Source organism: Streptomyces sp. ISL-94 (genome assembly GCF_018614075.1).
Taxonomy (GTDB): Bacteria; Actinomycetota; Actinomycetes; order Streptomycetales; family Streptomycetaceae; genus Streptomyces.
Genome location: NZ_JAGGOZ010000042.1, coordinates 111181 through 136984, shown reverse-complemented (window position 1 = coordinate 136984; position 25804 = coordinate 111181). Strand labels below are relative to the sequence as shown.

Genomic DNA, 25804 nt, shown 5'->3' with positions numbered 1-25804 from the left:
AGTCGTGCACCACGCCGTTAGCGCGGCCCTGAAAGGGGTCTCGGGCTGGTTCTTGAACTCGCGGACGATCCGTCCGACGTCGTCGCTAGCGACGGTGTAGCCAGCGACGCGTAGGGAGTTCTCCACCCGATCGCGGGAGACACTTCCGGTTTCCTCGTACAGGCGGCGGGTGAAGTCGAGGATGGCCTCTTCGGTGGCGCGGGGTTTGCGGTCCTCCTGCTTCTTCCGGGCCGCCCGTTCTCGCCCGCGCCTGCCCGCGGCTCTGTCAGGGGTGTCGCCCGTGGGCGGCGGGCTGCCCTCGGGCGGGCGGGTTCCAGGTTCCGCCCGCGGGGGTGTTCCTGGAGCCAGGCGGGCAGGTTTCGGGCGGGCCGTCGGGGGCGGCTGGTCCCCGCCCGGCTCTGACGGGTGCGGGCGGGCCATGTCCGCTGCCCGTTGTGCTGGTTCCGGGCGGGCTGCCCGGTGGGCGTCTTCGCTGTCCGCATCCGACGGATGCGACGGGTGCGGGCGGCGCATCGCCTTCCACCCCTCCGAGGAAGCGACGGGCGGGCGGCTGGTTCCTACCTCGCGGGCGGAGTACGAGGCGGGGGTGTGCCAGCGTGGTGGCAGGGTGAGGGAGGCGAGGCCGAGGGCCTGTTTGCGGGTGGCGAGCTTGCGCAGCAGCAACTCGTCCTGGAGCGGATCACCGTCGACGTCGGCCCGCTCCAGGGCCTGGTGCAGACGATCGGCCAGGCGTCGCCCGCTTCGCTTGCCGCGCTGCCGGTCGGTCATCGCCTCGGCGCGGAGGATCAGGGCGACCGCTTCGCTCAGCGCCCGCTCCCTGATGATCCGGGCGGCATCCGCGTGCTGGTCGGCGATGCCCGACCGGGCCAGCAGGCGTTCGCGTGCCTGCCGGACAAGGACTGCGGCCAGGCTGCGCGAGGCGGCCTCGGCGCTGCGATGGCGCAGTTCGATGCCCATGGCCAGGTGCCACAGCATCGCTGCCATGACCGGGCCCACGAAGGCGCGAACGGTGCCGCCGACGAACCCGAACTCGGCGTAAGCGGGGATGATCTGCACTCCGGTGATCACCCACACCAGAACGCCGGGCACGCCCGGCGCGCGTGCGGGCCCGTTGAGGTTCTGGCGTGCCATCAACGCGGTGGCGAACAGGGCCAGCTCGGCGGTGGCGAACATGAAGACGCGCTCGACGGTGCTGCCCATGTCCAGGTAGTCAGCGGCGAAGCGCCAGCTCGTGTCAGCGCTGTAGGCGGTACAGCCGACTGCTGCCAGGCCCGCGACCTTGATCGCGGCAGTACCGGGCTGGCTGCCGTCCGCACGGCTCCGGCCTCGCCGGATGAGCCATCCGATCAGCAGCACGGCGGCGGCGAACATTGGCGCGACGATCGCGAGGAGGGGCAAGGGATCGAGGAAGGCAGTGGCGAGGGACGGCCTGTTGGGGTCGGTCATGCGGCTCCCTGTCGGGTGAGTTCCGCAGCGGCGAGGTCGCGGCGCGTCGGGTGGGGCGTGGCGCGGGGCACATTGCCCCGGGCCCGGCCGTCGGGGCCCACGCGTCGGCCGCGGCAGGGTTCGCCCCGGGCGGCCTGGCACCACTGGCACGGGACGCCGAGGGCGTCAGGAAGCCCCTCCGCGATGTCGGCTTCCCGGACGGCGCGGGCCGGCCGGTAGCGGGCCAAGTCGGCTCGTACCGCTGGTGGGATGCACGATCCGATGGCTCGCAGACGGGCCTCCACGTCGGGGGTCGGGCCACCACCGGTGAGCTGCCGGTGCGTCGAGGGCGCGGCCGTTCCGGTGGCCACGGCCTTCCGGGTGCCGAGCAGTTCGGCCTGCCACGCTGCCGGGTCGTCCGGGTCGGCGGTGGGCGTCGGGTCGGTGTGCCGGGCGAGGCGGTCCCGGCGGTACACGCGCCACTTGCGCGTCACGTCGACGGGGAGGACCGGGTAGGGCGAGTCGAGGACCTGCGCCCGTATCGCCTCGCGGACGTCCCAGCCGTGGTCCGTGGCGAAGGGCACGTCGTGGAGCAGTTCGTGCCACTGGGCGAGCTGGTCGCGGGCCTCGCCCGGGACGGTACGGATCGTGCGGGGGTCCAGCCGGCCGATGTAGGCAAGGATGGCGGCGACTTCGCGGCGTTCCAAGGGGGTGGGTTACTCCATTCCTGTCGGTTCGTCGAGGGCGGCGAGGAGGGCGGCGGTGTGGGCTTCGGCGCGGGTCATGCCGCCTGCGAGTGGGGCGGCGCCGCCGGGCAGGGCGCGCAGGTGCGGCAGTTCCGGGGTGGGGGCGTGTTCCCGGACGATCCATGTGCGCCAGTCGGCACCCCACGCGGCGGCGGGGCGGGGCCCCCACGTCGCCCGGTAGGAGCGCCACTTCTCGTCCGCCGCCCGCAGGCCGTGCTCGCCGAGTCGGGCGAGGTGCCCGTCGTGCCGCAGCCAGGTCCGCGTGCCGTCGTCGATCTCCCACTGGGCGGCGGTGATGAGGGAGGCAGAGCTGCTGCTCTTACCGTTCACCTTCGGTTCATTACAGTTCTGGGGGTCGGAATCCGTTCCCCCAGAGGGCTGGAATCCGGTCCCCCCAAGGGTCGGAATCCGCTCCCCGGGGCCGGTATCCGGCCTCCCTTCGAAGGTGGCGGCAGGGTCGGATTCCGGCCCGCCGAGGGTCGGAATCCGAGCCCCCTGAGGGGCCGGAATCCGGTCCCCCTCGGCGGCTTGGCCGGCGAGGAAGGAGGCGACCATCGGGAGGTGGTAGTACGTCTCTCCGCGCGGTCCCTTGCGGCCCAGGAGCTGGGTCAGCTCCCCGCTGGCGATCAGCTGCGTGAGAGCGTCGCGCACGGCCGTACGGGAGGCGTTCGCGCGCTTCATGAGGGCGGGCACGGACGCGTAAGCGATGTAGCGGCGGTCGCGGCACCGGTCGGCGATCAGGGCGAGGACCATACGGGCGGTGCCCTTGCTGCTGCTGTGGTCCCACACCCATTCGCGGGCGTCGTAACTCATCGGGTGGCGGCTCCTTAATCAGGGCAGGCGGGTGCGACGGCCCTCTTCGGGCGGTGCACAGGGTGGGGTGGGGGTGGGGCGCGGGCCCACGGCGTCGTAGGTGTCCGTGAGGGCCGCGAGGGTGCAGGTGGGAGGGGGCCCGGTCACAGGGGATTCCTTGGCCCTGGCGTGCCGGGGTGTCTGTTCCCGCAGGCCAGCGCTCCGGGCGCAACACCAACACAGCCACACTCGCGGGCGAAGATCCAGCTTTCGGGCGAGAAACCACACAGCTCACGGCGAACGCGTCCTGGGTGGCGCTTCCGACTCTGTAAGCGAGTGTGTGGAGGCTGGTTGATGGCGACTCCCAGACCGCCTTGCGAGCTGCTGTTAGCCGTATGTCAGCCGTCCTCGAACCCGCCGATGGGGCTGGACGGTTCCCTCGGTTCGGTCAGGCTGCCTGGGCGTAGGTCGCGGTGGAGAGTAGGTTCACGAGCCGCGCGGCGCTCTGTGGGCTGATCATCGTCGTGAACCCCGCGCACACGCGCTGGAGAGCGGCGTCCCTGGCCGGGTCCGTCTTCTGACGGTGGTGGTGCGCTCCCTCAGGGGTCATGACGGGCTGGACGGCGGTGGGTGCTGGCGGGCGTTGGGGCATGGATGTCCTCGGGGCGGCTTTCCGTCGGCGGCCCGCCTGCGTGTGGCGGGGCCAGCGCAGTTGGCTGGGTACATCCATGGTCTGGAGAATCCCCGGTTTGGCTGACCGGGGATCGTCGGCTATGTTCCGCCCTTCATCGCCTCGGCCAGAGGCCCCCTACAACGGGTTCTGCTCGACGCTGATCCGGTCCCAGTCCATGTACCGGCCGAACTTCTTCGGCTCGGCGATGACGATCCCGGAGAAGAGGAAACGCAGTACCGCGTTGTGCCGCTCGTCCGTCATGTCCTCGGCGTCCCACGCAGCTCGGGCGCCCGCGCCCGTGAGGCCGTCGAGGAGCACCATCGGCCGGACGACGACCTTGCGCTGCGCCTTGGCGATGCGATCGGTGATCTCCTTTCGCATCTTGCGGTACTCCGCCGTGGAGATCTCCTTCGCGGTCCACATCTGGTTCAACTCGTCGAGCTGGCGCTGGTCGTCCTCCAACGCCTCGGTCACGCTTTCGGAGAGGTTGGTGCTGGCGAGCCGGCCGTCCACCTGCAACTTGCCGAGCAGGTCGACCGCGGCGTCCACGACGAAGTGCTCCAGCGTCTCGGCCATGATCGACCGGGTGCACTTCTTCTCGTCGTTCCGGCCCCTGCGGTTGCACTGGTAGACCGGCCCGGTGCCCTTGGCGGTGCCGGACAGCAGCGTCCCGCACCGTCCGCACATCACCAGGCCGCGCAGCAGGTAGTAGCGCTGCGCGGGCTTACTGAGCGCCTCGCGGTGCACCGCCGACCGGTACTCGCGCCGCGTCCGCACCTCCGCCCACACGCCCGCGTCGATGATCGCGGGCCAGGTGCCGGGTCCGACCTCCTCGCCCTGGTGCATACGGATTCCGGCGACGTGCCGGGAGTCGAGAAGCGCACGGACCGTGCCGCTGCTCCATGCCTTGCCGCCGGCCGTGCGAACGCCCCGGCCGTGCAGGTCCTTCGCGATGGGCGCCGCCCCCTCGCCCTTGAGGTAGCGGTCGAAGACCTCCCGGACGATCTCGGCCTCTTCCTCGACGATCGTCATCCCGCCCTTGCTGTAGCCGAACCGCCTCACGCCGCCCTGCGGCTTGCCTTCCCGCGCCCGGTCCTGCATCGCGGACTTCAACCGCCGTGAGGTGTCGTCCGAGGATCGGCAGGCGTGAGCGACCTCGATGCGGAGGATGAACCGGTCGTCGGGGTCGGAGAGGTCCCGCCGGTTCGCCTCGCCGTGGAGTGTGACGGCATGGTCGTCGGAGACCTGGAGCAGTTCCTCCAGGTCCCGGGGTTGCCGCATGAGCCGGTCGGGGTGGTAGGCGATGATGTGCCGGAAGCCGCGATTCCGGGCCTCCTCCAGCAAGCGGTCCCAGCCGGGCCGCTTCCGCTTGCGGCTCCAGGCCGAGCGGCTGTTGTCCACGAAGACGTGCGCGGGGTCGATGACGAGGCCACGCCGGTCGGCGATCTCGCGGCAGATGCGCTCCTGACGGTCGACGCCCGTCTGGTCGTCATCGTCCGCCTGGGATATGCGGCAGTAGACGGCGGCCGGCTCACCGACGGTGCTGGTGTTGCTCTTGGTGGGCCTGTTACGCGTCATATGAATGAGTGTACGAACGAGGAGTCGGCTGGGTGACCGGTACCCAGGAACTCGTGACCGCCGTCCGGACCGCCAAGCAGTACCTGACCTACGTCAGCGCTGGCCCCTTCCAGTACGCGGTCGCCGAGGCGCTGCGCCTGCCAGACACGTACTTCGACAGCTTCCGCGCCAACCTGCAACGCAAGCGCGACCTGCTCGCCGACGGCCTGCGGGCGGCCGGGTTCGAGGTCTACCGGCCCCAGGGCACGTACTTCATCACCACCGACATCACCCCCTTCGGCGAGAAGGACGCCTACGCCTTCTGCCGCGCCCTCCCCGAACGCTGCGGCGTCGTCGCCATCCCCAACTCCGTCTTCTACGACGACCCCGACGCCGGCCGCAGCCAGGTCCGCTTCGCGTTCTGCAAGAAGGACGACGTCCTCGCCGAGGCCATCAGCCGCCTGCGACGCCTCGCGCGCTGAACCCACGCCGCCCCCGGCCTCGCTCGAAGCACGCGTCCTCGACGGCCAGAGCGGCGACGGTCAGTGGGAGTTCGGCGATTCTGCGCGCACCGCGGCATCGGGGCGCCGCCGAGGACGTAGGGTGCCGGCACCGCCGGTTTTCCCTGCTCCGTGCCAGTGCCGGTCCCACCCCGCGTCTCGGCACTGGGCGGCGTCGGCACTGGTCAGCGGCGCCGTTTGCGGCCGCTCTTGCCAGCAGGACGCCCGCTCCTGTGGGCGCGGCCGAGACGGGCGGCGGGAGCGCGCGGCGCCCGGGCCGCCAGCTGCCTGAGCTCTTCCAGACCGGCCCGGTCAGGGTGCGCGGAGTCCGAGGCGGCAGCAATGGCGTCCCTGACGTGGGGGCCCTGGGCGCGCAGCGCCTCCTCGGCGCTGCCCGAGCCGCCCGCCAGCTCCACGAGCTGAAGCAGGTTCTCGGCGAGCACCAGCAGATGCTCGGCATCGGTCATGTCCTCCGGAGACAGGAGCTCACGCTGCGCCAACGCGTTCAACACCAGCGGCGCCATCTGGGGGTCGTGACGCAGCGTGCGCAGCAGCCGCTCGCCCTCACCGTCCGGCGACGCCGCCAGCAGCACGCCGAGCATCGCCTGCGCACGCGTGCGGAAAGGCGCGGTCCGTACGGCGTCGGTCAGTTCCCGCAGCGCGTCCGCCCGCTCGCCGCGGGCCGTGATCCAGCCGGCCAGCTCCGCCTGGGCGGCCTCCGGTGGGTACTCCTCGGCCAGCACGCCCAACAGGCCGGCCGCCGGTGCCTGGGCCAGTTCACCGATCAGCGGTGCGTCCCGGCCGACCGCGAGCAGCCGCTGCCGTACGGCCCGCGTACCGAGCTCGGTGAGACGGATCAGCTCGACCGGCCCGGCGGTCAGCTCCTCACGCCGCCGATCAGCCCGCTCCCGCACCACCGGGTCCGGTGTCGCGCCTGCGACGCCCAGCAGCTCCGCGAGCTCCGGCGGCATGTCCGCGAGCAGCTCGGGTCCGGTATCGGCGAGGTCGACATCGAGGAACACCGGGTCAGCCATCCCACGGTCACGCTCGATCGCGCCCAGGTCGTCCAGCAGGTCGAGCACCGTGCGCAGGTCCCGATCGGCGTGCTCGAACCACATCCGGTGCTGGAGGTCCGACCCGCCGTCGAGCTGGAAGGAGGTCCGATAGGCCAGGTGTACTGTGTCGCGCAGCCGCGGCCAGGGCATCGGGTACGGCAGGCTGTAGAGCGTGTTCAGCACATCCTGCAGGACATCCTCGTAGACATCGAAGAGCATCGACTCGACGTGCCAGCCGCTGCGCGCCCCGAGCAGGGCCTGCTTCAGCTCGAAGCACGATTCGAAGGCGCGCAGCCACAACTGAAGCGGGTCGGCCAGCACCGGCCGGGCCTTGGCCACCGCGTACAAACGCCCTTTGACCACCCGGACCAGCCGCGCCTTCTTCGCCCACTCCACCAGCAGTCCCAGCCGCGGCAGGTCGGCCGAAGAGCGCACCCCGTCGGTCTTGTCTCCGGTGCCGAGCAGGCCCGCCAACTCGCGGGCGTCTGCCATCCGCAGCCGCCCCGTCGCCGTCACGGGGCGGCCGTCCCGCCCCGCCCACTCGGTGAGTCCGCGCAACTGCGCCACCGTCGTCGACGCCCCGGCCGGTCGGCGCAGTTCGTCGTCCTGAGGAAGCGCCACGGGCAGCTGCGGCTCGGCCCGGGCCGAGCCGGACAGCGCACGGCCGGTCAGCCGCCGTTCCATGATCGCGTCGAGGGCCTGCCCATCGTAGGCGGCCTCTCCGCGCCGCGCCCGGTCCGCGAAGCGCTGCAATGCCGCCCCGTCCAGGACGTCCACGCCCTGCTCGGCGGCGGTCATCGCCCAGAACTTCGCCAGACCCCAGCGGGTGCGGTCCGTCATCGCCGCCGGATACTGCTCCGCGACCCTGTCGACCGCGGCGAGGCAATCATGGAGTGAGGGGCCGCGTGGGTCCGCCAACTGTGCGGCGTGCAGATAGCGCAGCAGCGTGCGCAGTGTGCCCGGGGCGTCGGAGCGTTCCTCCCCGGGAAGCTCGGTGACGTTCTGGGGCAGCCAGGAGAGCAGCACCTCCTCCACATGGCGCGGCTCCCACAGCCCCAGTCGGCCGTCGGCCGTCGCCCGGTGCCGGTAGTCCAGCACCGTCTCGGCAGTGAATCCGTCCACCGGCAGGCCCTGTTCCCCACCCCACCGGACCAGGCGGTCGACCAGCAGCCCACGCGCGGCCTCGAACTCCTCCTCGGCCTCGGCTTCCAACCTCATCCGCATGCAACTCGTCCAACCTGTCCGCAGCAGTCCTTACGGTGGCACGCTACCGCCCAACCACGGCCGTCGAATCGGTCGAGGACGAGCTCACCTGCTCAAGGGCGGTACGCGGCGACCAGGAACGACCGCTCCCGATGACGGCGGTGCCGGGGGCACGGCCACACCGGGAGTCCTTCGTCAGCGGGCGTTCGACTACTCGGGCTCCGGGCGCGGGAGTTCGTCGAGGTCGAGGGTGAAAGTGCGGCCGTCGGCCAGGGGGATGGGGAGCTTGCCCGTGCCGTACTTGTGGGTGTGCGCCGCGATGTAACCGGTGTCGGTCGGCTGGGTGTGGAGGACGACTTCCTGGGCGTAGGGGTCCACCACCAGGTAGATCGGGATGCCGTAGCGGCCGTACTTCGCGGTGCAGTCGTCGTAGTCCTTGCGTGCGGAGGAGATCGAGACGACCTCGGAGATCAGCAGGACGTCTTCGAAGCTGTAGCGCTTGCCCTCCCGGCGGGCGTCCTCGCGAAGGATCGCCAGATCGGGGGCGGAGTTCTCGTCGGCGGGAAAGTCGATGTAGACGTCGGAGGTGACCTTCGCGTGACGACCGAGGGCGAGAGCGGAGTCGATCTGCATCGATCTGATGGTGCTGGAGTGCTCTTCGCTCTGCGGGGTCATGATCACCTTTCCGTCGGCCCCGAACAGGACCGTGTACCCCTTGGGGAACTCGGTGTGCACGATCGCGTCGACGCTCATGGACGGCTCCTTTCCGTGTGTGGTCAGGATACGGCGGACAGCGCCCTGCCATCGAGCCTGGCGGTACGGCTGTGAGAACGGTCGGGACAGGTTCTGCGGCCGGCCCGGCTCCGCCGTCCAGCGGGAGAGCGCGAGGGAAGCGCAGGTGTCCTCGGGTGTACGTCGTGGGGCACGAGCCGCAGCCGGCTCACCGGCGTCGCCGGACGTCCCCCCGGGTGTGCTTGCGGCACGACACGCGAATAGGTGTATGAACGAGAGGTCGGCTGGGTCACCGCGCCCCCGGAGCTGGTGGCGGCGGTCCGCTCGGCGAAGCAGTTCCTGACCTACGTCTCCTCGGGCCCCTTCCAGTACGCCATCGCCGAGGCGCTCGCCCTCCCCGACACCTACTACGACGCCTTCCGCGCGGACCTGGCCGCCAAGCGGGACATCCTCGCCGACGGCCTCGCGGCAGCCGGCTTCGAGGTCTACCGCCCCCAGGGCACGTACTTCATCACCACGGACATCACCCCGCTCGGCGAGAAGGACGGCCTGGCCTTCTGCCGCGCCCTGCCCGAGCGCTGCGGCGTGGTCGCCATCCCGAACCAGGTCTTCTACGACGACGCGTCCGCCGGAGCCACCCAGGTCCGCTGGGCCTTCTGCAAGCGGACCGAAGTCCTCCAGGAGGCGGCCTCCCGGCTGCGGCGGCTTTAGCCGCCGGCGCCGGTTCCGGGGTGTGGTTGCGGGGTGACTGAGGGCGGTGTGAAGCTGGCGGCCGTGCACATGCCCGGAGCCCTCACCCACGGGTGAGCGTCGTCACAAGAGCTGGAAAGTCGGGATACATGGCAACGGGCAGAGCGACGGTGACCGCGTCGCCCTTGGAGATCCGCGCGGTCAAGGCCGTACGGTCGGCCGCGCCGACGACGGTCCTCGCACTCGGCGTCTTCGCCGCCGTCCGCGGGCTCGGGGTGCTGGTGCTCGCCCTCGGGTCCCTGTGGGCCGGCAAGGACCCCGTGCGGGTGCTCGGCAGCTCCTGGGACTCCGTCTGGTACCTCGGGATCGCCGCGAACGGCTACGGCCGGACCCAGATGTGGCCCGACGCCGCGACCGGCACCGGGTACATCCAGAGCGACTACGCCTTCTTCCCGCTCTTCCCGGCCCTGATGCGGGGGGTCGCCGCCGTGCTGCCCGGCGGGCTCGTGCCCGCCGGAATCCTGATCGCCTGGGTCAGCGCCGCCGTGGCGGCCCTCGGCGTCTACCGGGTCGGGGAGCGGGTCATAGGGCCGCGCGCCGGGCTGCTCCTCGTGGGGCTGTGGGCGGCGCTGCCGCACTCCGTGGTGCTGTCCCTGGCCTACACCGAACCGCTGCTGGCCGCGCTCGCCGCCTGGGCCCTCTACGCCCTGCTGCGGGGCCGCTGGACGGTCGCGGCCGGCCTCGCCGTACTCGCGGGGCTGACCCGGCCCACCGGGCTCGCGGTCGCGGCCGCCGTCTGCGCCATGGCCCTGTACACGATCCTCGTCCGCAGGTCCCGCGCGCCCGAGGTGTGGGCGGCCGGGCTGCTGGCCCCGGCGGGCTGGGCGGCGTACGTCCTGGCCGTCGGGGTCCGCGTGCGCGATCCCCTGGGCGGGTACTTCACCGTGCAGCGGCGCTGGGGCTCCCGCTTCGACTTCGGCGTCGGGGCGCTGCGCTCGGCGGAGCGGGTGCTGACCGGCGGGCACGTGCCGCTCGCCACCACCGTGACCGTGGTCCTGCTGGCCGCGGCGGGGCTGCTCGCCCTGCTGCTGCTCCTGGACCGGACACCGCTGCCGCTGCTCGCCTACACGGCGGTACTGCTGGTGATCGCCTTCGGCGGGGCCGGCTTCTTCGAGTCGAAGCCGCGGTTCCTGCTCCCCGCCTTCCCGCTGCTGCTGCCGGTGGCCGCCGTCATGGCACGAGCCCGGCCGCGCACCGCGGTCCTGGTGACCGCGGGGCTGGCCGGGCTCAGTTACGGCTACGGGCTGTATCTGATGCTCGTGGCGCGCGTACCGCTCTGACTGGGTTACTGGTTGCCGTTGCCGTTCGTCTCGCCGTCGTCGTCGCCGTCGGCGGAGTCGACGTCCTTCTCCAGGCCGAACTGCTCGACGAGCCACTTGTCGAACTCGATGGAGGCGCGCACCCAGCTCACCGTGGAGGACACGAAGTGCTCCAGGTTGACGCCGGTGCCGATCAGCATCTGCGCTTCACCGATCAGACGGACCGAGCCGTCGTCATGGGTGTGGCTGTACACCTTCGGCCAGAGGGTGCGGCGGTTCCAGTCGTCGATGGACTCGAGCAGCTGCGGCTTCTCGTCGATCTTGTGCGGACGGTCGTAGAAGGTCCGCACCGAGAAGACCTGCTGCTCGTTCTCGCCGCGGAACATGAAGTACGTACGGAACTCCTCCCACGGCGCCGCGAGGTCACCCTCGTCATCGACGACGTACTTGAGCTCCATCTGCTCCAGCAGCTGCTTGACCAGATCCTGGTCAGGGACGACGGGGCCCGCCGGTCCTGTGGCCTGCGGATCGGGCTGCTGCCCTCCGAAGTTCGGAATCGAGGCCGGGTCGATGCTCACCGTGTACTTCCCTTCGTGCGGATAACCTCATCCTCCCCCATCCCGCCCACCCCGTGTCCAGCCCCGCACGTGCGATCCGCTCCCGGCGCAACCCCGCGGCCGCGGATGCCACGGCCGCGGGGACCGCTCCGTGTCAGAGCGCCTTGCCGACCAGCAGGTCTTCCCCCGCCACGTCGACGCGTACGGTGTCGCCTTCCCGGACCTCGCCCGACAGGATCTCCTTCGCCAGGCGGTCGCCGATGGCCGTCTGGATCAGCCGGCGCAGCGGGCGCGCGCCGTACGCGGGGTCGTTGCCCTTGTTCGCCAGCCAGGCCAGGGCCCCGGGCGTGACCTCCAGGGTCAGGCGCCGGTCCGCCAGCCGCCGGGCGAGGCGGTCGATCTGGAGCCGGGCGATGTGCGCGAGCTCGTCGCCGGTCAGCGCGGAGAAGACCACCAGGTCGTCCAGGCGGTTGAGGAACTCCGGCTTGAAGCTCGTCCGCACCAGTTCCAGGACCTGCTCCTTCTTCCGCTCCGCCGGGGTCACCGGGTCCACAAGGAACTGGGAGCCCAGGTTCGAGGTCAGGACCAGGATGGTGTTGCGGAAGTCCACGGTGCGGCCCTGGCCGTCCGTGAGGCGGCCGTCGTCCAGCACCTGGAGCAGGATGTCGAAGACCTCGGGGTGGGCCTTCTCGACCTCGTCCAGGAGCACCACGCTGTACGGGCGGCGGCGGACGGCCTCGGTCAGCTGGCCGCCCTCCTCGTAGCCGACGTAGCCGGGCGGGGCGCCGACGAGGCGGGCCACGCTGTGCTTCTCGCCGTACTCCGACATGTCGATGCGGACCATGGCCCGCTCGTCGTCGAAGAGGAAGTCGGCGAGGGCCTTGGCCAGCTCGGTCTTGCCCACGCCCGTCGGGCCCAGGAAGAGGAACGAGCCGGTCGGGCGGTCCGGGTCGGCGATGCCGGCGCGGGTGCGGCGTACGGCGTCCGAGACGGCCCGTACGGCCTCGCCCTGGCCGATCAGACGGCGGCCCAGCTCGTCCTCCATGCGCAGCAGCTTCTGGGTCTCGCCTTCGAGGAGCCGGCCCGCCGGGATGCCGGTCCAGGCCCCGACGACGTCCGCGATGTCGTCCGGGCCGACCTCGTCCTTGACCATCGTGTCTTTGGAGACCTCGGCCTCGGCCTCGGTGGCCTCCGCCAGCTCGTGCTCCAGGGCCGGGATCTCCCCGTAGAGCAGCTTGGAGGCGGCGTCGAAGTCCCCGTCGCGCTGGGCGCGCTCGGCCTGCCCGCGCAGGTCGTCCAGGCGCTCCTTGAGCTCGCCGACCCGGTTGAGGGACTGCTTCTCCTTCTCCCAGCGGGCGGTCAGGCCCCGCAGGTCCTCCTCCCGGTCCGCGAGGTCCTTGCGGATCTTCTCCAGGCGCTCCAGCGAGGCCGGGTCGGACTCGTTCTTCAGCGCCAGCTCCTCCATCCGCAGGCGGTCGACCGCGCGCTGGAGCTCGTCGATCTCCAGCGGGGAGGAGTCGATCTCCATGCGGAGGCGGGAGGCGGCCTCGTCGACGAGGTCGATGGCCTTGTCGGGGAGGAAGCGGGAGGTGATGTACCGGTCGGAGAGGGTCGCGGCGGCCACCAGCGCGCTGTCGTTGATGACGACCTTGTGGTGGGCCTCGTAGCGGCCCTTGAGCCCGCGCAGGATCGCGATGGTGTCCTCGACGGAGGGCTCGGCGACCAGCACCTGCTGGAAGCGCCGCTCCAGCGCCGGGTCCTTCTCGATGCGCTCGCGGTACTCGTCGAGGGTGGTCGCGCCGACCATGCGCAGCTCGCCGCGGGCCAGCATGGGCTTGAGCATGTTGCCCGCGTCCATGGCGGAGTCGCCGCCGGCGCCCGCGCCGACGACGGTGTGCAGCTCGTCGATGAAGGTGATGATCCGGCCGTCGCTGGACTTGATCTCCGCGAGGACCGTCTTGAGCCGCTCCTCGAACTCGCCGCGGTACTTGGCCCCGGCGACCATGGCGCCGAGGTCGAGTGCGACCAGCCGCTTGTTCTTCAGGGACTCGGGGACGTCGCCCTTGACGATGCGCTGGGCCAGGCCCTCGACGACGGCCGTCTTGCCGACGCCGGGCTCGCCGATGAGCACCGGGTTGTTCTTCGTACGGCGCGACAGGACCTGGACGACGCGCCGGATCTCCTGGTCGCGGCCGATGACCGGGTCGAGCTTGCCCTCGCGGGCGGCCGCCGTGAAGTCGGTGCCGAACTTCTCCAGGGCCTTGTACTGGCCCTCGGGGTCTGGACTGGTCACCCGCCGTCCTCCTCGTGCGTTCTGGAAGGCGGCCAGCAGCTTCTGCGCGGTCGCGCCCTGGGTGGAAAGGGCCTCACCGGCCGCGCCGCCCTTGGCGGCGGTGGCGATGAGCAGGTGCTCGGTGGAGAGGTAGTCGTCGCCGAGCCGGCCGGCTTCGGCGTCCGCCTCGGCGAGGACGGCGAGCAGTTCGCGGGTGGGCTGCGGGGGCGCGACCGTGGAGCCGGTGACGCTGGGCAGGGCGGCGAGCAGCCGCTCGGCTCCGTTGCGCACGGCGGCCTGGTCGGCTTCGGTGGCCGCGAGGAGGTCGGTGATGTTCTCGTTGTCCTCGCCGGCGAGCAGGGCCAGCAGCAGGTGCGCGGGGGTGAGATCGGCGTGGCCGTCCTTGACGGCCCTGCTGGTGGCCGCGTTCAGCGCGTCCCGGCTCTTGTTGGTCAGCTCGGCATCCACGGGTGGCTTCTCCTCTCCGGAGGCAATGGCAGAACTATGACAGATGCAACCTATGCAAAGTTGAGTCTATTCCACTCAAGGCAGGGATCCGCGCCCCTCCGGCCGTACCCTTCGCCCATGCCCCACGACGTACTCAACCCGACGCCCGAGTACCTCGCCTTCTGGCGGGAGCGGCACGTCTGCACGCTGACCACCCCGCGCCCCGACGGCACGCCCCACGTGGTGCCGGTGGGCGTCACGTACGACCCGGAGGCGGGTCTGGCCCGGGTGATCAGCAACAAGCACAGCAAGAAGGTGCGCAACATCCTGGCGGCCCAGGCCGCGCAGCCGGGCGGCGCACGGGTCGCGGTCTGCCAGATGGAGGGGCGCCGCTGGGCCACGCTCGAAGGGCGCGCGGTGATCCGTACGGACGAGGCGTCGGTCGCCGACGCGGTGGCGCGCTACGCGGAGCGCTACGGGCGGACGCCCTCGCCCAATCCCGACCGGGTGGTCATGGAGATCACGCTGGACCGGGCCATGGGGCGCGCGTGAACGTGTGAGCCGGCCGCCGGTTCCCTCATCTTGTCCGGTCCGCGTCTGGACGCGGACAGCACAACGGCGCCATCGTGGTCAGGTCCACGATGGCGCCGTTGTGTGGGGGTAGCACCTGAGCGATCTGCAACGACGGGGGAATCGCTTCAGGCACTGCGGGGGGTGGCGGTGGTGATATCGGGTTCGAAGAGCTGGTGGTCGCGCTGATCAAGATTGACGAAGACCATTCCGTAGCGCACCTCGCAGCGGACGGGCTGCGGCGCGCCACGGGGGCGGCGCAGGCACCGGTACGCACGTACGTCCTCGTCCTCCTCGCGCACGACGACGATCGGTTGGCCGAACAGGGTGACCATCAGCGAGTCCCCGGGATACGGGATCGCGGTGGCCAGGTCGATGAACTGCCATCCCGAGCGGTAAGCGGAGGCCATTTCGCGGCGGAAACCGCGGTCGTCGGGGGTCATGCGTTCGAAGACTTCCCACCCGCACCCCAGCCGCTGTCAGACTGCGCGCCCGCCGGCGCGCTGCCCCAGCCGCTGTCGTCCGTGCCGGGTGATCCCCATCCGCTGTCATTGCCGGTCGGACCGGCACCCCAACCGCTGTCGGCGGGAGCGCTGGCCCAGCCGCTGCCCGCGAGCGAGATTCCACCGACAGCAGCAGCCGTAGAGAGAGCAATGACAGCCACCGAGCGAAGCAATTTCTTGTACATGGTCGACGTTGTCCTCACTTGATGGATTCCTCTCCCCCGCATCTCAGACGATGACTTATCGAGCCACGCCATTGCCACCGTGGCGATGCATCATGTTCCTGTACATGCAGGACCCTGGGGGTGGGAGATTTGCCGATTATGCGCACGAACCAGACACATCCCCATGCGGTGACGGAGCTGTGCGACCTCGGGACCGAGCTGTACGCAAGCGCCCTCAGCTCGGGCCGAATCGCCCGCGAGGAAGTCGAGCAGACGCCCTGCCTGCTCGAATTCGCGCTGCTGCACCCTGATCCGGACGACGACAACTGGCTCCGTCCGGTTCCGCCTTCGGTGGCACTTGCGCAGCGACTGCACCCGCTGGAACGGGAGATCCTGCAACGCCGGCGCTCCTCCATTGAGCTCACCGAAGCGTTTGAGCCATTCATGGCCATCAGCGCGCTGACTCCCGCGCCCACGCACGCCATCACCGTGCTGGAGGGATTCAACAGGATCAACGCGGCACTCAATGTGGCCACCGCCGAGTGCCAGGCCGAAATGCTGACCATTCAGCCGGGCGGCGGGCGTTCGGAAAACATTCTCAACCAGGCGATAGAACGGGACCAGCCGCTCATCCGGCGCGGGGTCAGCATGCGCACCCTCTACCAGCACACGGTGCGCCACAGCCGCGGCACGATGGCCTATGTCGACCGCATGGCCAGCGGAAAGGTCGAGATCCGGACCCTGGAGGAGCTCGTCGAACGGCTCATCATCTGCGACGAGTCGGTCGCCTTCATCCCGGCCAGCGACGACCAGCAGATCGCCCTGGAACTGCGCCATCCGGCCCTCGTTCGCTACCTCGTCCGCGTCTTCGAGCAGCTGTGGCGGCGGGCGACCCCGCTCAACGAGCAGATCCCGTACGACCCGACGCCGTCGGGCATCTCGGGCGTCCAGCGCTCCATCGCCCAACTCCTGGTCGAGGGGCATGTGGACGAGGCCATCGCCCGCCGCCTCGGCATGAACGTACGCACCTGCCGCGCCCACATCGCCAAGCTCGCCACCGCCCTCGGCAGCGGCAGCCGCGCCCAACTCGGCTTCCTGATAGCCCACTCGGGCATCCTGGGCCGGCCGACCACCCCGGCGTCCCCGGAACCCCATGGTTCCGATCCTGCTTGATCTGTACTCTGAGCGGGCTTTCGAACCCGTTCAGAGGTCAACAGCACAGGGGGGCCGGTGCGTAGTCGCCGACTTATCGTTTCAGCCGCGGTGATAGCCGCCGGCATGGGTCTCGTACCGGGCACGGCACAGGCAGCGGAACCGGGCGTGCCCGCGGAGCCGGCCAAGGGGGCGGCCGCGCAGGACACCGCCGGCAATCCGAACCTCGAACTCGCGCTCAGCGCCGACATCACGACGGCGCGCGGAATCGACCTGAACATCAACATCGCCAGTGCGGACGCCGCGCTCGACGTCACCATCGACTGGGGCGACGGGACCACGGCCAAGGCCACCGCGTCCGGCAGCGATGTGCTGCGGCACAACCTGCACACCTACGCGCGGCCGGGCGAGTACAACGTCACCGTGACGGTGGCGGACCGCACCAACGGCGTGCAGGTCGTCAAGCAGCTCCCCTTCGCCACGGCGGGCTCCTTCTTCGTTCCGCACGCCCCCACCCGGCTGCTCGACACCCGGGACGGCACGGGCGCGGCACGGGCCAAGGCAGGCGCCTTCTCGACGACCCGGGTGAAGATGGCGGGCAATGCGAAGGTCCCGGCCGGGGTCGCCGCAGTGGTCCTCAACGTGACGGTCACCAACACCACCGCCCCCGGGCACGTCACCGCCTACCCGTCGGGCACGGCCCGTCCCGAGTCCTCGAACCTGAACTACACGGCCGGACAGACGGTGCCGAACATGGTGATCGTGCCGGTCGGCAAGGACGGGTACGTCGAGCTGTACAACCACGGCGGGAACGGCGTGGACCTGATCGCGGACGTGACCGGCTACTTCGACCGCAAGGCGTCCGACGGCTACACCTCCATGAACCCGGTCCGTTTCGTCGACACCCGTGAAGGCCTGGGAACGGTGCAGGGGCAGGTACCGGGGTCCGGGACGTTCGGCGTGCCGATCCGCGGCAGGAGCGGCATTCCGGCCGGAGCGACCGCCGTGGCGCTCAACGTGACCGTCACGAACCCGCGGGCCGCCGGCCACCTGACCGTCTTCCCGGGCGGCCAAGCCGCATCGACCACGTCGAACCTCAACTTCGCGGCGGGCCAGACGGTCGCCAACTCGGTCATCGTCCCCATCGGCGCCGACGGGCGGATCGACGTCCGCAACGGCTCCTGGGCAGGAACCGACGTCATCGTCGATGTCGTGGGCTACTACAGCCCCGACAGCAAGGCCGCCTTCACCAGCACGAGGCCCGGCACCCCGAGCAGCCCGTGGCGGCTCCTGGACTCGCGCCGCTGGACGGGCTGGCCGTGCCTGGCCGGCGGCTACATGCCGACGACCGTGGGCGCCTACCCCGTTGATTCGCGGCCCCCCATCGAGGCCTACGTCCTCAACGTCACGGTCACCAGCACGAGCGGCCCGGGCCATCTCTCCATCGCACCGGACCCGTACTCGATGGACGCCTACCGCAACGGGCGGCCGACGCCGCCGCCCCGGCCCACCACGTCCACCCTGAACTGGACGGCGGGCCAGGACGTCCCCAACCTGGTCCAGGCGAGGCCGGGCCCGTACGACGTCATCGACTTCTGGAACCAGAGCACCCGGGAAGTCCACTACGTCGTCGACTGGTTCGGCCAGTACGACGCCTACTGATCCGCCTCACACCGAAGGAGGCCCCGCCCGGAACTCCGGGCGGGGCCTTCTGGCGTCTGTGTGCTCAGTTGTGCTCAGTCCAGCGGGCGCTTGGGGGCCGGGCGCCAGACGACCAGGGCGTTGCCGGGCTGCGGGGGCTGGTACTTGACCAGGTCGCGCCGGTACGAGGCGTGCACCTGGGCCTCGCGCTGCTGCATGGCGACCGCCGCGCCGTCCACCGCCGCGGAGAGCTCGGCCACGCGCTGCTGGAGCGCGGCGACCTGGTTCTCCAGCTCGATGATCCGCTTGATGCCCGCCAGGTTGATGCCCTCGTCCTGGGACAGCGCCTGCACCGTGCGGAGCAGTTCGATGTCACGGGCCGAGTAGCGCCGGCCGCGGCCGGCCGTACGGTCCGGGGAGACCAGGCCGAGCCGGTCGTACTGGCGCAAGGTCTGCGGGTGCAGGCCCGAGAGCTGGGCGGCCACCGAGATCACGTAGACCGGGGTCTCGTCGGTGAGCTGGTAGCCCCCGCCCAAGCGGGAGGACTGTCGTCGGCGGCCGTCCATGTCATGCTCCCTTCGCGGACTCGAACAGCGCGGAACGCGGGTCCTGCGATTCCGTCGCCTCGCGGTACATCTCCAGCGCCTCACGGGCCTTGTCCGACAGCTCGGTCGGAACCGCGACCTCCACTGTCACCAGCAGATCTCCGCGGGTGCCGTCCTTGCGGACCGCGCCCTTGCCGCGGGCCCGCATGGTGCGGCCGTTGGGGGTGCCCGGCGGCAGCTTCAGCGTCACCGAGGGGCCGTTCAGGGTCGGGACCTTGATGTCGGCACCCAGCGCCGCCTCCGCGAAGGTCACCGGGACGGTCACCGTCAGGTTGTCGCCCTTGCGGCCGAAGACCGGGTGGGGACCGACGTGCACGACGACGTAGAGGTCCCCGCCGGGACCGCCGCGCTCGCCCGGCGCGCCCTTGCCGCGCAGCCGGATCCGCTGGCCGTCGGAGACGCCCGCCGGGATCCGTACCTGCATGGTGCGCGAACTGCGGGCGCGCCCGCTGCCCTTGCAGACGTCACAGGGGGTCTCGGCGATCAGGCCGCGGCCCTTGCAGTCCGCGCAGGGGTCGGTCAGCGAGAAGCCGCCGCCGCTGCCCCGCGAGACCTGGCCGGTGCCGACGCAGGTCGGGCACACCCTGGGGGTGCCGTTCTTGTCGCCGGTGCCCGAGCAGGCCTTGCAGGGGGCCTGGGAGGACATCCGGAGCGGGACCGTGGCCCCGTCCACCGCCTCCGTGAAGGAGAGGGTGACCTCCGACTCGATGTCCTGGCCGCGGCGCGGCTGGGTACGGGTGCCCGTACCGGCGCCGGCGCCGCGGTTGAACAGGCCGCCGAAGACATCGCCCAGGCCGCCGCCGAAGCCGCCGCCCGCACCGCCCGGCTGCTGACCCCCGAAGAGGTCGCCGAGGTCGAAGTTGAAGGAGCCGCCGGCCCCGCCCGGCCCGGGGCGGAAGCCTCCGTTGCCGAACAGGGCGCGCGCCTCGTCGTACTCCTTGCGCTTCTTCGGGTCGCCGAGGATGTCGTTCGCCTCGGAGACCTCCTTGAAGCGCTCCTCGGCGGAGGCGTCGCCCTTGTTGGCGTCCGGGTGGAACTCGCGGGCGAGCTTCCGGTACGCCTTCTTGATCTCGGCCTCGGTGGCGTCCTTCGGGACACCGAGGACCTTGTAGTAGTCCTTCTCGACGAAGTCCTTCGTGCTCATTCCCGGTGTCCCTCCTCCCGTGACGTGCTGGTCGACTCAGCCCTTTTCGGGGGCATCCGTGTCCTTGTCCGACGATGACTCGCCGTCCGCGGACTCCGACTTGGGGGCCGCGCCCGGCTGGGGTTCGGCCACCGCGACCCGCGCGGGACGGATCGTACGCTCGCCGATCCGGTACCCCGGCTGAAGGATCGCCACGCAGGTCGTCTCGGTGACGTCCGGCGCGTACGAGTGCATCAGCGCTTCGTGGACCGTCGGGTCGAAGGGCTCGCCCTCCTTGCCGAACTGCTGCAGACCCATCTTGGCGGCGACCGTCTCCAGCGATTCGGCCACCGACTTGAAGCCGCCGACCAGCTCGCCATGCTCCCGCGCCCGGCCGATGTCGTCCAGAGTCGGGAGCAGCTCCGTCAGGAGGGACGCGACCGCGATCTCCTTGACGGTGATCCGGTCCCGCTCCACCCGGCGGCGGTAGTTCTGGTACTCCGCCTGGAGCCGCTGCAGGTCCGCGGTGCGCTCGGTGAGCGCGGTGCGGGCCTGGTCCAGCTGCGCCAGCAGGGCTGTCCCCTGCTCAAGGCCTTGAGCTGCTTCCGCGTCCCCGGCCGGGGCCGCCTCGCCCTCCGTGGAGGAGTCGGCGGCCTTCGGCTCGTCGGGCGTGCCGTCGGCGGGGACTTCGGGCTTCTCCTCGAACCCCGGGGTCTCCTCCGACATCAGGCAGCGCCACCCTTCGGCTTCTCGTCGTCGACGATCTCGGCGTCGACGACATCGTCGTCGGCCTTGCCCTGGGCACCCTCGGCGCCCGCGGCACCGGCGGCGCCCTGAGCGGCCTGGGCGTCGGCGTAGATGGCCTGGCCGAGCTTCTGGCTGACCGCGGCGAGCTTCTCGGTCGCGGTGCGGATCGCGGCCGTGTCCTCGCCCTTGAGGGTCTCCTTCAGCTCGGAGACTGCGGCCTCGACCTCGGTCTTGACCTCGGCCGGGACCTTGTCCTCGTTGTCCTTGACGAACTTCTCCGTCTGGTAGACGAGCTGCTCGCCCTGGTTGCGGGACTCGGCGGCCTCGCGGCGCTGCTGGTCCTCCTCCGCGTACTGCTCGGCCTCCTCGCGCATGCGGTTGACCTCGTCCTTGCCGAGCGAAGAGCCGCCGGTGACGGTCATCTTCTGCTCCTTGCCCGTGCCGAGGTCCTTCGCGGTCACGTGCATGATGCCGTTCGCGTCGATGTCGAAGGAGACCTCGATCTGCGGGACGCCACGCGGGGCCGGCGGCAGGCCGGTCAGCTCGAACATGCCGAGCTTCTTGTTGTACGCCGCGATCTCGCGCTCACCCTGGTAGACCTGGATCTGCACGGACGGCTGGTTGTCCTCGGCCGTCGTGAAGATCTCCGACCGCTTGGTCGGGATCGTGGTGTTGCGCTCGATGAGCTTGGTCATGATGCCGCCCTTGGTCTCGATACCCAGGGACAGCGGGGTCACGTCGAGGAGCAGGACGTCCTTGACCTCACCCTTGAGCACACCGGCCTGGAGGGTGGCGCCGATGGCCACGACCTCGTCCGGGTTGACGCCCTTGTTGGCGTCCTGACCGCCGGTGAGCTCCTTGACGAGCTCGGCGACGGCCGGCATACGGGTGGAGCCGCCGACCAGGACCACGTGGTCGATCTCGGACAGGTTGATGCCCGCGTCCTTGATGACGTTGTGGAACGGGGTCTTGCAGCGGTCGAGCAGGTCCGCGGTCAGCTGCTGGAACTGCGAGCGCGTGAGCTTCTCGTCCAGGTGCAGCGGGCCCTCGGCGGAGGCCGTGATGTAGGGCAGGTTGATCGAGGTCTCCGTGGAGGAGGACAGCTCGATCTTCGCCTTCTCGGCCGCCTCGCGCAGACGCTGGAGCGCCATCTTGTCCTTGGACAGGTCGACGCCGTGGCCGTTCTGGAACTGCTTCACGAGGTAGTCGACGACGCGCTGGTCCCAGTCGTCGCCACCGAGGTGGTTGTCGCCGTTGGTGGCCTTGACCTCGACGACACCGTCGCCGATCTCGAGGAGCGACACGTCGAAGGTGCCGCCACCGAGGTCGAAGACGAGAATGGTCTGGTCGTCCTTGTCGAGGCCGTAGGCCAGGGCGGCGGCCGTCGGCTCGTTGACAATGCGCAGGACGTTCAGGCCCGCGATCTCGCCGGCCTCCTTCGTCGCCTGACGCTCGGAGTCGTTGAAGTAGGCCGGGACGGTGATGACCGCGTCCGTGACCTTCTCACCCAGGTACGCCTCGGCGTCGCGCTTCAGCTTCTGCAGGATGAAGGCGCTCATCTGCTGCGGGTTGAAGTCCTTGCCATCCAGGTTGATCTTCCAGTCAGTGCCCATGTGGCGCTTGACGGAGCGGATGGTCCGGTCCACGTTCGTGACCGCCTGACGCTTGGCCACCTCGCCGACGAGGACCTCGCCGTTCTTGGCGAAGGCGACGACGGACGGCGTGGTCCTGGCGCCCTCGGCGTTGGTGATGACGGTGGGCTCGCCGCCTTCCAGAACGCTGACGACGGAGTTAGTGGTGCCCAGGTCGATGCCGACCGCACGTGCCATTTCAATTCCTCCAGCTGACCTGACTTGAGTGCAACAGACTCAAGGATGCCGGAACGCTGCGCCGGCGTCAACAGACCTGAGCCGGGGCGGCTCAACCTTTAGGCCCCCCTTACGCGCAATGCCGTGGTCGCACCGGCCGCACCTGCGGCGCCGCTGCCGGGGACCGGCCCGGGCCCCCCGCAGCGGGGCCGCAGCCGAACGGGGCATCCCGCCGCGCGCCACCCCGCCCCCGCCGGGAGGCGTACGGCACGGTGCTGGCATGTCTCTGCTGCTGCCCCTCACCGCCCGGCCGGGGCTGCGGCCGGCCCGGCCCTCGGCCAAGCGGGTGCTCGACCTCGCCGGGGCGGTGATCCTCCTCGCCGCTCTCGGCCTGCCGCTGGCCGCCGTCGCCGGGCTGCTCTGGGCGACCCGGGGCAGGCGGGTCTTCGTACGGGAGCCCGCGGCGGGCCTGGCCGGGCGGCCGTTCCGGACCTGGCGGTTCGACACGGCCGAGGCGGGACGCACCGGGGCCGCGCTGGAGCGTTGCGCGCTCGACGCCCTCCCCCAGCTCCTCAACGTGCTGCGCGGCGAGATGTCCCTGGTCGGGCCGCGCCCGGAGCCCCGTACGGACCGCCCCGACCGGCTCCTCGTACGCCCCGGAATGACCGGCCTGTGGCAGGTGAGCGCGCGCTCCGACCTACCCTGGGAGGAGATGCCCCTCCTCGACCGGCACTATGTGGAGAACCACTGGCTGGGGATGGACCTGGCGATCCTGGCCCAGACCCCGCGGGCGGCCTACCGGCACAGGCATGCCTGAGCGACACAGATCACCGCACGCTCGGCTACATTGCGGCGTCGGGAATGGGTAACCTCAAGCCTTGACTTCATAAGTTACCGCTTAGTAAGTGCCGCCCGAGGAGCCCGCCCATGCAACTCGCCGCGATCATCGTGTCGCTGGTCCTGACCGTGGTCGGCGTCGCGCTGATCACCCGAGCCGTGGCGCAGATCTACCGGTTCGTGCGGATCGGCCAGCCCGTGCCGGCCGGCAGCCGCACGGACGACCCGAAGGCCCGCAGCCTGACCCTTGTCCGGGAGTTCCTCGGCCACAGCCGTATGAACCGCTGGGGCATCGTCGGCTTCGCGCACTGGTTCGTCGCGATCGGCTTCCTGACGCTCCCGCCGACCCTCGTGCAGGCGTACGGGCAGCTCTTCCAGGCCGACTGGATGCTGCCGGTCGTCGGCGGCTTCCTGCCGTTCGAGCTCTACATCGAGTTCATCGGGATCATGACGATCCTCGGCATCGTCGTCCTGATGGCGATCCGGCTGCTCAGCCTGCCCTCGCGGGCGGGCCGCAAGTCGCGCTTCACGGGCTCGAAGGCCTGGCAGGCGTACTTCGTCGAGTACATCATCCTCACCATCGGCCTCGCGATCCTCACCCTGCGCGGCCTCGAGGGCGCGATCCACCACGTCGAGTCGTACGAGCCGGCCTACTTCGCCTCGTACCCGCTGGTGCTGGCCTTCAAGGGCCTCTCGCTCGGCGCCCTGCAGAACGCCATCTACTTCACCGCGATGGTCAAGATCGGCGTCTCGCTGATCTGGATGATCGTGGTCTCGCTCAACACCAACATGGGTGTCGCCTGGCACCGCTTCCTCGGCTTCCCGAACATCTGGTTCAAGCGCAACGCGGACGGTTCCACCGCCCTCGGCGCCCTCCAGCCGATGACCAGCGGCGGCAAGGAGATCGACTTCGAGGACCCGGGCGAGGACGACGTCTTCGGCGTCTCCCAGGTCGAGCAGTTCTCCTGGAAGGGCATCCTCGACTTCTCCACCTGCACGGAGTGCGGTCGCTGCCAGTCGCAGTGCCCGGCCTGGAACACCGGCAAGCCGCTGTCCCCGAAGCTCCTGATCATGTCGCTGCGCGACCACGCGCACGCCAAGGCCCCGTACCTGCTCGCGGGCGGCGGCAAGGACATGGAGGGCAACGAGAAGGCCACGGCGGAGCAGCTGAAGGACGTCCCCGCGTCCGCGATCGCCGAAGCCGAGCGCCCGCTGATCGGGACGGTCGAGGAGAACGGCGTCATCGACCCGGACGTGCTGTGGTCCTGCACCACCTGCGGTGCGTGCGTGGAGCAGTGCCCGGTCGACATCGAGCACATCGACCACATCGTCGACATGCGCCGCTACCAGGTGATGATCGAGAGCGCGTTCCCGTCGGAGGCGGGCACGATGCTCAAGAACCTGGAGAAGAAGGGCAACCCCTGGGGCCTGGCGAAGAAGCAGCGCGTCGAGTGGACCAAGGAGGTGGACTTCGAGGTTCCGATCATCGGCAAGGACGCGGAGGACCTCTCGGAGTTCGACTACCTCTACTGGGTCGGCTGCGCCGGCGCCCTGGAGGACCGGGCCAAGAAGACGACGAAGGCCTTCGCGGAGCTGCTGAACATCGCGGGCGTCAAGTTCGCGATCATGGGCGGCGACGAGAAGTGCACCGGTGACTCGCCGCGCCGCCTGGGCAACGAGCCGCTGTTCCAGCAGCTGGGCCAGGAGAACGTGGCCATGCTGAACATGGCCTTCGGCGAGGACGACGAGGACCCGTCGACGAAGAAGCCGAAGTCGGCGAAGCGGATCGTCTCTACCTGCCCGCACTGCTTCAACACCATCGCGAACGAGTACCCGCAGCTGGGCGGCGAGTACGAGGTCATCCACCACACGCAGCTGCTCCAGCACCTGATCGACGAGGGCCGGCTGACGCCGGTGACGCCGGTCGACGGCCTGATCACGTACCACGACCCGTGCTACCTGGGCCGGCACAACAAGGTCTACACGCCGCCGCGCGAGATCATGTCGGCCGTGCCGGGGCTGCGCCAGCAGGAGATGCACCGCCACAAGGAGCGGGGCTTCTGCTGTGGCGCGGGTGGCGCGCGGATGTGGATGGAGGAGCGGATCGGCAAGCGCATCAACAACGAGCGCGTCGACGAGGCCCTGTCCCTGAACCCGGACATCGTCTCGACCGCCTGCCCGTTCTGCCTCGTCATGCTGACCGACTCGGTGAACGGCAAGAAGAACGAGGGCCAGGCCAAGGAGTCCGTGCAGGTCGTGGACGTGGCCCAGCTGCTGCTGGACTCGGTGAAGGCCCCCGAGCCGACGGAGGCGGAGCTGGCCGCCGAGGCGGCTGCCACCGCGGAGGCGGAGGCTGCGGCTGCCGCTGCGGCTGCGGAGGCCGAGGCCGCCGCGAAGGCGGAAGCCGAGGCCGAGGCGAAGGCCAAGGCGGAGGCCGCGGAGGCCGCGAAGGCCGAAGCTGCGGCCGAGGCCAAGGCGGAGGCAGCGCCTGAGGCGCAGGCCGAGCCGGAGTCCGAGCCGAAGGCAGAGGCCGAACCGGCCGCCGAGGCCGCGGCTGACACGGCTCCGGAGCCGGAGGCCGAGCCGGAGCCGGAGGCCGAGCCGGAGCCGGAGGCCGAGGCAGAGGTCAAGGCCGGCGAGGCCGGGGCCGGGGCCGAGAGCGCCAAGTAGTCCGTACGACGCGACG

21 protein-coding genes and 2 pseudogenes are annotated in these 25804 nt (G+C 70.5%); 8 read left to right on the top strand and 15 right to left on the bottom strand.

The window, feature by feature from the left end; translation table 11 throughout:
* The 6 genes from J7E94_RS16080 to J7E94_RS16060 form a co-directional block, all read right to left on the bottom strand.
* The coding region (locus J7E94_RS16080) for a hypothetical protein (protein ID WP_374224449.1) at positions 1-1446 on the bottom strand (1446 nt) is incomplete at its 3' end.
* Positions 1443-2132, bottom strand: a complete 690-nt coding sequence (locus J7E94_RS16075; RefSeq protein WP_215016055.1) for a hypothetical protein — start codon at positions 2130-2132, stop codon at positions 1443-1445. The genes J7E94_RS16080 and J7E94_RS16075, both read right to left, overlap by 4 nt.
* A 9-nt stretch (positions 2133-2141) precedes the next feature.
* Positions 2142-2984 (bottom strand): helix-turn-helix domain-containing protein, encoded by an 843-nt coding sequence (locus J7E94_RS16070; RefSeq protein WP_215016054.1) that lies wholly within the window; start codon positions 2982-2984, stop codon positions 2142-2144.
* Positions 2985-3002: 18 nt separating this feature from the next.
* Positions 3003-3131 carry a hypothetical protein gene (locus J7E94_RS35420; protein WP_285440767.1) on the bottom strand — a complete coding sequence of 43 codons (129 nt, stop codon included), beginning with the start codon at positions 3129-3131 and terminating at the stop codon, positions 3003-3005.
* Positions 3132-3411: 280 nt separating this feature from the next.
* Positions 3412-3615 (bottom strand): hypothetical protein, encoded by a 204-nt coding sequence (locus tag J7E94_RS16065; protein ID WP_215016053.1) that lies wholly within the window; start codon positions 3613-3615, stop codon positions 3412-3414.
* A gap of 156 nt (positions 3616-3771) precedes the next feature.
* Positions 3772-5214 carry a recombinase family protein gene (locus tag J7E94_RS16060; protein WP_215016052.1) on the bottom strand — a complete coding sequence of 481 codons (1443 nt, stop codon included), beginning with the start codon at positions 5212-5214 and terminating at the stop codon, positions 3772-3774.
* A gap of 23 nt (positions 5215-5237) precedes the next feature.
* Between J7E94_RS16060 and J7E94_RS16055 the strand changes: the two are divergent.
* Positions 5238-5675 (top strand): annotated as a pseudogene (locus tag J7E94_RS16055) (aminotransferase class I/II-fold pyridoxal phosphate-dependent enzyme); the annotation flags it as partial.
* A gap of 203 nt (positions 5676-5878) precedes the next feature.
* Here the strand turns inward: J7E94_RS16055 and J7E94_RS16050 are convergent.
* Positions 5879-7972, bottom strand: a complete 2094-nt coding sequence (locus tag J7E94_RS16050) for a hypothetical protein (protein WP_251056726.1) — start codon at positions 7970-7972, stop codon at positions 5879-5881.
* A 189-nt stretch (positions 7973-8161) separates the two neighbouring features.
* Complete coding sequence (locus J7E94_RS16045; RefSeq protein WP_215016051.1) at positions 8162-8704, bottom strand: Uma2 family endonuclease; 543 nt, start codon at positions 8702-8704, stop codon at positions 8162-8164.
* Positions 8705-8959: 255 nt separating this feature from the next.
* Between J7E94_RS16045 and J7E94_RS16040 the strand changes: the two are divergent.
* Positions 8960-9394: pseudogene (locus tag J7E94_RS16040) on the top strand (aminotransferase class I/II-fold pyridoxal phosphate-dependent enzyme); the annotation flags it as partial.
* Between the two features lie 128 nt (positions 9395-9522).
* The gene (locus J7E94_RS16035) at positions 9523-10713 is read left to right on the top strand and encodes a hypothetical protein (RefSeq protein ID WP_251056725.1); all 1191 of its coding nucleotides are present in this window, start codon (positions 9523-9525) and stop codon (positions 10711-10713) included.
* 5 nt (positions 10714-10718) lie between these two features.
* Here the strand turns inward: J7E94_RS16035 and J7E94_RS16030 are convergent, their stop codons facing one another.
* Complete coding sequence (locus tag J7E94_RS16030) at positions 10719-11270, bottom strand: YbjN domain-containing protein (protein WP_215016050.1); 552 nt, start codon at positions 11268-11270, stop codon at positions 10719-10721.
* Between the two features lie 133 nt (positions 11271-11403).
* The gene (gene clpB / locus J7E94_RS16025; RefSeq protein ID WP_215016048.1) at positions 11404-13989 is read right to left on the bottom strand and encodes an ATP-dependent chaperone ClpB; all 2586 of its coding nucleotides are present in this window, start codon (positions 13987-13989) and stop codon (positions 11404-11406) included.
* Positions 13990-14106: 117 nt separating this feature from the next.
* Here clpB and J7E94_RS16020 point away from each other — a divergent pair, with 117 nt between their 5' ends.
* Positions 14107-14520 (top strand): pyridoxamine 5'-phosphate oxidase family protein, encoded by a 414-nt coding sequence (locus tag J7E94_RS16020; protein WP_215016047.1) that lies wholly within the window; start codon positions 14107-14109, stop codon positions 14518-14520.
* A 146-nt stretch (positions 14521-14666) separates the two neighbouring features.
* Here the strand turns inward: J7E94_RS16020 and J7E94_RS16015 are convergent, their stop codons facing one another.
* On the bottom strand, positions 14667-14981 hold the full coding sequence (locus tag J7E94_RS16015) for a (2Fe-2S)-binding protein (RefSeq protein WP_073917230.1): 315 nt from the start codon (positions 14979-14981) through the stop codon (positions 14667-14669).
* A gap of 383 nt (positions 14982-15364) precedes the next feature.
* Here J7E94_RS16015 and J7E94_RS16010 point away from each other — a divergent pair, with 383 nt between their 5' ends.
* On the top strand, positions 15365-16378 hold the full coding sequence (locus tag J7E94_RS16010; RefSeq protein ID WP_215016046.1) for a helix-turn-helix transcriptional regulator: 1014 nt from the start codon (positions 15365-15367) through the stop codon (positions 16376-16378).
* A 105-nt stretch (positions 16379-16483) separates the two neighbouring features.
* Positions 16484-18019: a PKD domain-containing protein gene (locus tag J7E94_RS16005; RefSeq protein WP_215016045.1), complete on the top strand. Its 1536-nt coding sequence runs from the start codon at positions 16484-16486 to the stop codon at positions 18017-18019.
* Positions 18020-18093: 74 nt separating this feature from the next.
* Here J7E94_RS16005 and J7E94_RS16000 read toward each other — a convergent pair whose 3' ends face one another.
* From J7E94_RS16000 to dnaK, 4 genes are read right to left on the bottom strand one after another with little or no spacing between them, the layout of a single operon-like run.
* Entirely contained in the window at positions 18094-18564 is a 471-nt protein-coding gene (locus J7E94_RS16000) for a heat shock protein transcriptional repressor HspR (RefSeq protein ID WP_215016044.1), read from the bottom strand.
* 1 nt (position 18565) lies between these two features.
* The gene (gene dnaJ, locus J7E94_RS15995) at positions 18566-19747 is read right to left on the bottom strand and encodes a molecular chaperone DnaJ (protein ID WP_215016043.1); all 1182 of its coding nucleotides are present in this window, start codon (positions 19745-19747) and stop codon (positions 18566-18568) included.
* 36 nt (positions 19748-19783) lie between these two features.
* Positions 19784-20452: a nucleotide exchange factor GrpE gene (gene grpE / locus J7E94_RS15990; protein ID WP_215016042.1), complete on the bottom strand. Its 669-nt coding sequence runs from the start codon at positions 20450-20452 to the stop codon at positions 19784-19786.
* The gene (dnaK, locus tag J7E94_RS15985) at positions 20452-22302 is read right to left on the bottom strand and encodes a molecular chaperone DnaK (RefSeq protein ID WP_215016041.1); all 1851 of its coding nucleotides are present in this window, start codon (positions 22300-22302) and stop codon (positions 20452-20454) included. Before dnaK ends, grpE begins: the two co-directional genes overlap by 1 nt.
* 259 nt (positions 22303-22561) lie before the next feature.
* Here dnaK and J7E94_RS15980 point away from each other — a divergent pair, with 259 nt between their 5' ends.
* Positions 22562-23098 (top strand): sugar transferase, encoded by a 537-nt coding sequence (locus J7E94_RS15980; protein ID WP_251056724.1) that lies wholly within the window; start codon positions 22562-22564, stop codon positions 23096-23098.
* A gap of 110 nt (positions 23099-23208) precedes the next feature.
* Entirely contained in the window at positions 23209-25788 is a 2580-nt protein-coding gene (locus J7E94_RS15975; RefSeq protein WP_251056723.1) for a (Fe-S)-binding protein, read from the top strand.
* The last annotated feature ends 16 nt before the right edge of the window (positions 25789-25804 follow it).